Raw genomic sequence first — 6773 nt, forward strand, 5'->3', positions numbered from 1 at the left:
TGGTACGGGGGTCTCGCCGCCCTCATCGCCATGATCGCCTGGTACGTCGCCACCCGCGACTGGCGCGCCGGGACCGTGCTCCTGGGCTACGCCGCCGGCTGGCTCCCCTGGTTCTACTACGCGATCGCCGACAACCGCACCATGTATCTCTTCTACGCGATCACGATGCTCCCCTTCATGATCCTCGCGTTGACCCTGGTCGCCGGGCTGATCATCGGACGGGCGGACGCCGCGCCCAACCGCAGGGCGGTGGGTGCCGCGGTCGTCGGGGCCTTCACGCTCCTCGCGCTGATCAATCTCGGGTGGCTCTACCCGGTGCTCGTCGCCGAGCTCATCCCGCACTCCCAGTGGTGGGCGCGGATGCTGTTCCGGAGCTGGGTGTGACGGGACCGGGTGTGCCGGGGCCGGGCGGGGCGGAATCCGGTGTGCCGGTATCGGTCGTGCCGGTATCGGGCGCGCCGGGGGTGGTCGCGACGGAGCCGTCCGTGACGGCGGGCGGCCCGGTCGTGGCCGGCGCGGTCGCGGGCGGCGCGGCGGGGCCGATCATGATCGTGCCGGTCGGGACGTCACCGGGAATGACGGCGTCGGACGTGACGTCGCCGGGTGTGACGGCGGCGGGCACGGTGGTGGGGGGCACGGTGGCGGCGGGCCTGGAGAACCCGTGGCGCAGCGAGATCGCCGCCGCCAGGCACGCCAGCGGCACCGCGGGCAGCAGGTAGCGGTAGTCGAACTCGGCCGTCGCCGCCGGGGCCAGGATGAGCCCGAACGCCGCCAGCCACGGCAGCAGCACGGCCCCGCCCAGCCTGCGCCAGCGCGCCGCCACCCCGGCCAGGCCGACCAGCAGCAGCGCGCCGAGCACGATGCCGGGCAGCCGGACGACGCGCTGGTAGCCCTGCAGGAAGGTGGCCCACGGGTCGTTGAGGTCGGTGCCGATCACGCGCTGCTTGTCCTGGATCCGCGCGACCCGCAGGCCCGGGTCGTACTTGCGCGCGTCGGTGTCGGTGTTGCCCTGGTACGACGACCAGGCGGGCAGGACCTTGGTCGTCAGCGGGAACTCGTACTGCAGGTAGGTCTGGGCGTCGGGGAAGCGCGGCCTGCCCCAGTGGAAGGCGCGGAAGAAGTCGCCGGCCACGGTGCCGAGATAGTCCGTCGGCTGGGACAGGATGGCCCGCTGGGCGAACGTGCCCGCGGTCTTGTTCATCTCAGGGGTGAACGTGCTGCCCACCCCGAAGGCGTGGAAGCGCTGGCCGTTCTGCGCCCACCAGAGATACTTCTGCCCGGAGAAGTGGCGCTCGCTCGGTGGCGCGCTGATGCACAGCAGCGCCAGCTCCAGCTCCTCGCGCGGATCGACCTTCATCTTCGTGCAGTCGGCGAAGAGCGACGTCCGCATGTAGAGGATCGCGCCGTCGCTGTTGGTCATCGCGAAGTTGCCGTGCGCCGAGGCGAACCAGGCCATGTAGCCGACCACCGGGAGGGCGCACGCGGTGATCATCGCCGCGATCGTCTTCCAGGCCGTGCGCTTGACCAGCAGGTAGACCACGACCAGCGCGAGGATCGGCAGGCCGATGGACCGGGTCAGGGCGGTCAGCGCCAGCATCAGCCCGATCACCGCGCCGAGCCGCCAGGACATCCGCCGGTGCCAGAGCACCAGCGTGATCACGCCCACGACCAGCAGCATGAACATCACGTCGGACATGATCAGGTGTTCGAGCTGGATCTGGTACGCGTCGAACAGCACCGGCACCGCGGCCAGCGTCGCCCCCCAGCCGGGCAGCCCGAACCTGCCGCGCAGCAGGGTGTAGATCAGGACCGCGATGCCCAGGCCCATCAGATGCTGGATGAAGGCCACCAGCGCGAAGCTGTGCAGGGGCCTCAGCAGCAGGAGCAGGAAGGAGTAGCCGTTCGGGCGCAGGGCGCTGGGGCGGCTCGGGTTGACGGCCCCCGAGACGTACTCGTAGGAGTCGTTGAACCACAGGGCCGGGCCGTAGCCGAGCATGGTGACCACACGCAGCAGGAACGCCAGCGCGAGGGCGGCCACGAAGAGGCGATGCCGAGAGAGGAAGGCTCGCAGGCGAGCGCCCCGCTCGGGCGGAGGCACGTCCAGGCGAGGGCGGTCGGCGACGGTCACCATGCATTACAGGATGCCAGCCGTTTCGGGGAGTTGACCCGGGCAGGGGACTGTAGAGGGCATCATGGTGAGATTGGCTTGTGCAGTGAGTGAAGGGTTGAGACGTGGAACTGACCGTGGTCATGCCTTGCTTGAACGAGGCGGAGACCGTGGAGACCTGCGTACGCAAGGCGCTCGCCTGCATGCGGGAGCACGGGATCGACGGGGAAGTCCTGATCGCCGACAACGGCAGCACGGACGGCTCACAGCAGCTCGCGCGCGAGGCCGGGGCCCGGGTCGTGCACGTCGACGCCAAGGGATACGGCAACGCGCTGATGGGCGGCATCCGCGCGGCGCGCGGCCGCTACGTCATCATGGGCGACGCGGACGACTCCTACGACTTCACGGCGCTGCTGCCCTTCGTCGAGCAGCTTCGTGACGGTGCCGACCTGGTGATGGGCAACCGGTTCAAGGGCGGCATCGCGCCGGGCGCCATGCCCCCGCTCCACCGCTACCTGGGCAACCCGGTGCTCTCCTTCATCGGCCGCCTGTTCTTCCCCAGTGCGATCGGCGACTTCCACTGCGGCCTGCGCGGCTTCCGGCGCGACTCCATTCTGCGGCTCGGCCTGCAGACCGGCGGGATGGAGTTCGCCAGCGAGATGGTGGTCCGCTCGACCCTGTCCGGGCTGGACGTGCGCGAGGTGCCCACCACGCTGTCGCCCGACGGCCGCTCGCGCCCGCCGCACCTGCGCTCCTGGCGCGACGGCTGGCGCCACCTGCGCTTCCTGATGCTCTACAGCCCCCGCTGGCTGTTCTTCATCCCCGGCCTGGTCCTGATGACCCTCGGCCTGGTCGCGGGCGCCGCCCTCACCTTCGGCCCGGTCTACATCGGCAAGCTCGCCTTCGACGTCGACACCCTGGTCGGCGCCTCGGCCATGGTGGTGATCGGCTTCCAGGCCTCGCTGTTCGCCCTGTTCACCAAGGTGTACGCCGCCGAGGAGGGCTTCCTGCCGGAAGACCGCAGGGTACGCAAGCTCGTCGACATCGTGAGCCTGGAGAAGGGCCTGATCGTCGGCGGGCTGCTCGCCCTGGGCGGCCTGGGCGGCCTGGTCGCCTCGCTGGTCCACTGGCAGACGCGCAGCTTCGGCCCGCTGATCCCGTCGGAGTCGCTGCGCATCGTCGTGCCCTCGGCCACCGCGCTGATCGTGAGCTTCCAGACGATCTTCGCGGCGCTGTTCATCAGCATCCTGGGCATCCGCCGTACCAAGGAGACGCCCATCGACGTGGCCGCCTCCGCCGCGGAGGAGGCCGCGGAGGCCGTCAGCCGCGCCGCCGCGGGCGACCCGGCGGACGCCCCCGTCGACGGTGCCACGCCGGCGGCCCCGCGGCTGCCGTGAGCGCCGCGGCGGCACTGCGGTCGCATGAGGTGATACGGCGGCTTCGGGAAAAGCTCCCGGAAAGTCGAGGACCGCGGAGAACCACGACAGCACCAAGACCCGAGGCCGCGTCCCTTAGGCTTGCACCATGTCCCAGCACATCCTGACCGCGGTCGCCTGGCCATACGCCAACGGCCCCCGCCACATCGGGCACGTCTCCGGATTCGGCGTGCCGTCCGACGTCTTCAGCCGCTACCAGCGGATGGCGGGCAACAAGGTCCTCATGGTGAGCGGGACCGACGAGCACGGCACCCCGATCCAGGTCCAGGCCGACAAGGAGGGCCTCACCGCCCGCGAGCTCGCCGACCGCTACAACAGAGTGATCGTCGAGGACCTCCAGGCGCTGGGGCTCTCCTACGACCTGTTCACCCGGACCACCACGGAAAACCACTACGCGGTCACGCAGGAGATCTTCAAGGGACTCCACGCCAACGGCTATATCTTCCCCCAGACCACGATGGGCGCCATCTCGCCCTCCACCGGGCGCACCCTGCCCGACCGCTACATCGAGGGCACCTGCCCGATCTGCGGTTACGAGAGCGCCCGTGGCGACCAGTGCGACAACTGCGGCAACCAGCTCGACCCGATCCAGCTGATCGACCCGGTGAGCAAGGTCAACGGCGAGACGCCGATCTTCGTGGAGACCGAGCACTTCATGCTCGACCTGCCCGCGTTCGCCGAGGTCCTGGCGTCGTGGCTGTCCTCCAAGGAGGGCGACTGGCGGCCCAACGTGCTGAAGTTCGCCCTCAACATGCTCGGTGACATGCACCCCCGCGCGATCAGCCGCGACCTCGACTGGGGCGTGCCGATCCCGCTGGAGGGCTGGAACGACCAGGCCAACAAGCGGCTCTACGTCTGGTTCGACGCGGTCATCGGCTATCTCAGCGCCTCCATCGAGTGGGCCCGCCGCTCCGGCGACCCCGAGGCCTGGCGCCGGTGGTGGCAGGACCCCGAGGCCCTCGGCTACTACTTCATGGGCAAGGACAACATCGTCTTCCACGCGGAGATCTGGCCGGCGATGCTGCTCGGTTACAACGGCCAGGGCGCCCGTGACGGCGAGCCGGGCTCCCTCGGCGCGCTGAACCTGCCCTCCGAGGTCGTCTCCAGCGAGTTCCTCACGATGGAGGGGCGCAAGTTCTCCTCCTCCCGCTCGGTGGTCATCTACGTGCGCGACTTCCTGGAGCGCTACGACGCCGACGCGCTGCGCTACTACATCGCCGTGGCGGGCCCGGAGAACCAGGACACCGACTTCACCTGGTCGGAGTTCCTCAACCGCAACAACGGCGAGCTGGTGGCGGCCTGGGGCAACCTGGTGAACCGCTCGATCTCGATGGCCGCCAAGAACTTCGGGGTCATCCCCGAGGCGGGCGACCTCACCGACGCCGACCGCGCGATGCTGGAGCGCAGCCGCGCGGCCTTCCCGAAGGTCGCCGCCGAGTTCGAGCACTGCCGCTTCAAGAACGCGACGAACGAGGCGTTCGAGGTCATCCGCGAGGCGAACCGGTACCTCGCCGAGCAGGAGCCCTGGAAGATCAAGGACGACCCCGCGCGGGTGAAGACCATCCTGCACGTCGCCCTGCAGGTCGTGGACGACGCCAAGACGCTGCTCACCCCGGTCCTGCCCAACTCCTCCAACAAGATCTACGCGATGCTCGGCGGCACCGGCGTCTGGACGGGCATGCCGGAGATCCAGGAGGTCACCGACGACGACGGCAGGACCTACCCGATCATCACCGGCTCCTACGACGGCGCCGCGCGCTGGGAGTCGTCCCCGATCCGGGTGGGCTCCCCGCTCGCCCCGCCGACCCCGCTGTTCGTGAAGCTCGACCCGAAGATCGTCGAGGAGGAGCTGGCCCGCCTGGGCGAGTAGGACAGGCTCTCGCGGCCCGCGCCCAGGGCCCTCGGCAGCCCGCGATCAAGACCTCCGGCGGTCCGCGACCAGGGTTAGCGGTCACCAGGGCTCTTCGCGGTCCGCGACCAGGGTTCTCAGCGGCCCGCGCCCGGCACCGGGCGCGGGCCGCACCGGCTTCTCGGTAGGTTGGACGCCGTGAGCACGCCGAAGCTTCCCGACGCACCCAGGCCGCTGCCGGCAGAGGTGTTCGACAGCCACTGCCACCTGGACATCATGGTGGGCAACCGCCAGGCGTCCTCGGGGGATCCGGTCGCCCAGGCCGCGCAGGCGGCCCGGACGAGCGTCGAGGGCATCCTCGACGAGGCCCGCGCCGTCGGCGTGACGCGGCTCGTCACGATCGGCTACGACCTGCCGTCCTCGCGCTGGAACGCCGAGACGGCCGCCCTCCACGCGGACGTCTACGCAGGGGTGGCCATCCACCCCAACGAGGCGCACGCCTCGACGCCGGAGACCCTCGCCGAGATCGAGCGGCTGGCCCGCCTGCCCCACGTCAGGGCGGTGGGGGAGACCGGTCTCGACTACTACCGCGACTGGGCGTCGAAGGACGACCAGCACGCCAGCTTCCGCGCGCACATCGAGATCGCCAAGCGGACCGGCAAGGCCCTGGTGATCCACGACCGCGAGGCCCACGACGACGTGCTGCGCGTGCTGGCCGAGGAGGGCGCCCCCGAGGTCGTGGTGTTCCACAGCTTCTCCGGTGACGCCGAGATGGCGAAGCGATGCGTCGCCGCCGGATACTTCATGTCGTTTTCCGGTCCGGTCACCTACAAGAACGCCGCCTACCTCCGCGAGGCCGCGCGGGTCGCGCCGAGGGAGCTGATCCTCGTCGAGACCGACGCGCCCTACCTGCCGCCCACCCCCCACCGGGGCAAACCCAACGCGCCCTACCTCATACCGCTCACGCTGCGCTGCCTCGCCGAGGTCAAGGCGGCCGACCTCGCCGAGCTCGCCACCGCCATCAGCGCCAACGGGGAGACCGTCTTCGGCTCCTGGTGACCGTTGCTTGTGAGTGTGCTGTGGTAAGCACACTCTCAGGCAGCTTCCGGCTTGCGCCGGAGCGTTCCCCGTTTCCGGGGTTCCCGTTTCGCCGGTGCGCGCCCGGCACGGGTGCCGGGTCCTACCGCTCCTCCACGGGCGTTTCGCGTCTCCCCGCAACTCTGGGCGACGTCGGCCGCGAGCGCGGCCAGATTCAGCGCGGCATTGAGATCCCGCCCCAGGGCAAGGCCGCACTCGGCGCAGGCGTAGGTGCGTTCGGACAGGGCGAGCTTGGCTTTCACCGCGCCGCAACCCGAACAGGTCTTACTACTGGGGAACCACC

At 70.1% G+C, this 6773-nt stretch carries 5 protein-coding genes and 1 pseudogene; 4 read left to right on the forward strand and 2 right to left on the reverse strand.

Annotated elements, in window-relative coordinates:
* Positions 1 to 384: pseudogene (locus tag ACTOQ2_RS43570) on the forward strand (phospholipid carrier-dependent glycosyltransferase); the annotation flags it as partial.
* Here the strand turns inward: ACTOQ2_RS43570 and ACTOQ2_RS43575 are convergent.
* The gene (locus tag ACTOQ2_RS43575) at positions 332 to 2131 is read right to left on the reverse strand and encodes a hypothetical protein (RefSeq protein WP_440107859.1); all 1800 of its coding nucleotides are present in this window, start codon (positions 2129 to 2131) and stop codon (positions 332 to 334) included. The pseudogene ACTOQ2_RS43570 and the gene ACTOQ2_RS43575 overlap by 53 nt on opposite strands.
* A gap of 101 nt (positions 2132 to 2232) precedes the next feature.
* On the opposite strand from ACTOQ2_RS43575, the gene ACTOQ2_RS43580 reads away from it, so the two are divergent.
* The 3 genes from ACTOQ2_RS43580 to ACTOQ2_RS43590 all read left to right on the forward strand — a co-directional run bounded on the left by ACTOQ2_RS43580 (position 2233) and on the right by ACTOQ2_RS43590 (position 6451).
* The gene (locus tag ACTOQ2_RS43580) at positions 2233 to 3504 is read left to right on the forward strand and encodes a glycosyltransferase (RefSeq protein WP_440068152.1); all 1272 of its coding nucleotides are present in this window, start codon (positions 2233 to 2235) and stop codon (positions 3502 to 3504) included.
* A gap of 127 nt (positions 3505 to 3631) precedes the next feature.
* Entirely contained in the window at positions 3632 to 5413 is a 1782-nt protein-coding gene (gene metG, locus ACTOQ2_RS43585; protein ID WP_440107861.1) for a methionine--tRNA ligase, read from the forward strand.
* Positions 5414 to 5590: 177 nt separating this feature from the next.
* A complete protein-coding gene (locus ACTOQ2_RS43590; protein WP_440107863.1) occupies positions 5591 to 6451 on the forward strand; it encodes a TatD family hydrolase in 861 nt (286 codons plus the stop codon).
* Positions 6452 to 6486: 35 nt separating this feature from the next.
* Here the strand turns inward: ACTOQ2_RS43590 and ACTOQ2_RS43595 are convergent.
* The coding region (locus ACTOQ2_RS43595) for a zinc ribbon domain-containing protein (protein ID WP_440107865.1) at positions 6487 to 6773 on the reverse strand (287 nt) is incomplete at its 5' end.

The organism is Streptosporangium sp. H16, from assembly GCF_051918855.1.
In the GTDB taxonomy this organism is placed as follows: Bacteria; Actinomycetota; Actinomycetes; order Streptosporangiales; family Streptosporangiaceae; genus Streptosporangium.

Bases quoted from the DNA above. Each gene is read 5' to 3' on its own strand.
- metG (WP_440107861.1), top strand. From the start codon at position 3,632: ATGTCCCAGCACATCCTGACCGCGGTCGCCTGGCCATACGCCAACGGC.
- ACTOQ2_RS43575 (WP_440107859.1), bottom strand. From the start codon at position 2,131: ATGGTGACCGTCGCCGACCGCCCTCGCCTGGACGTGCCTCCGCCCGAG.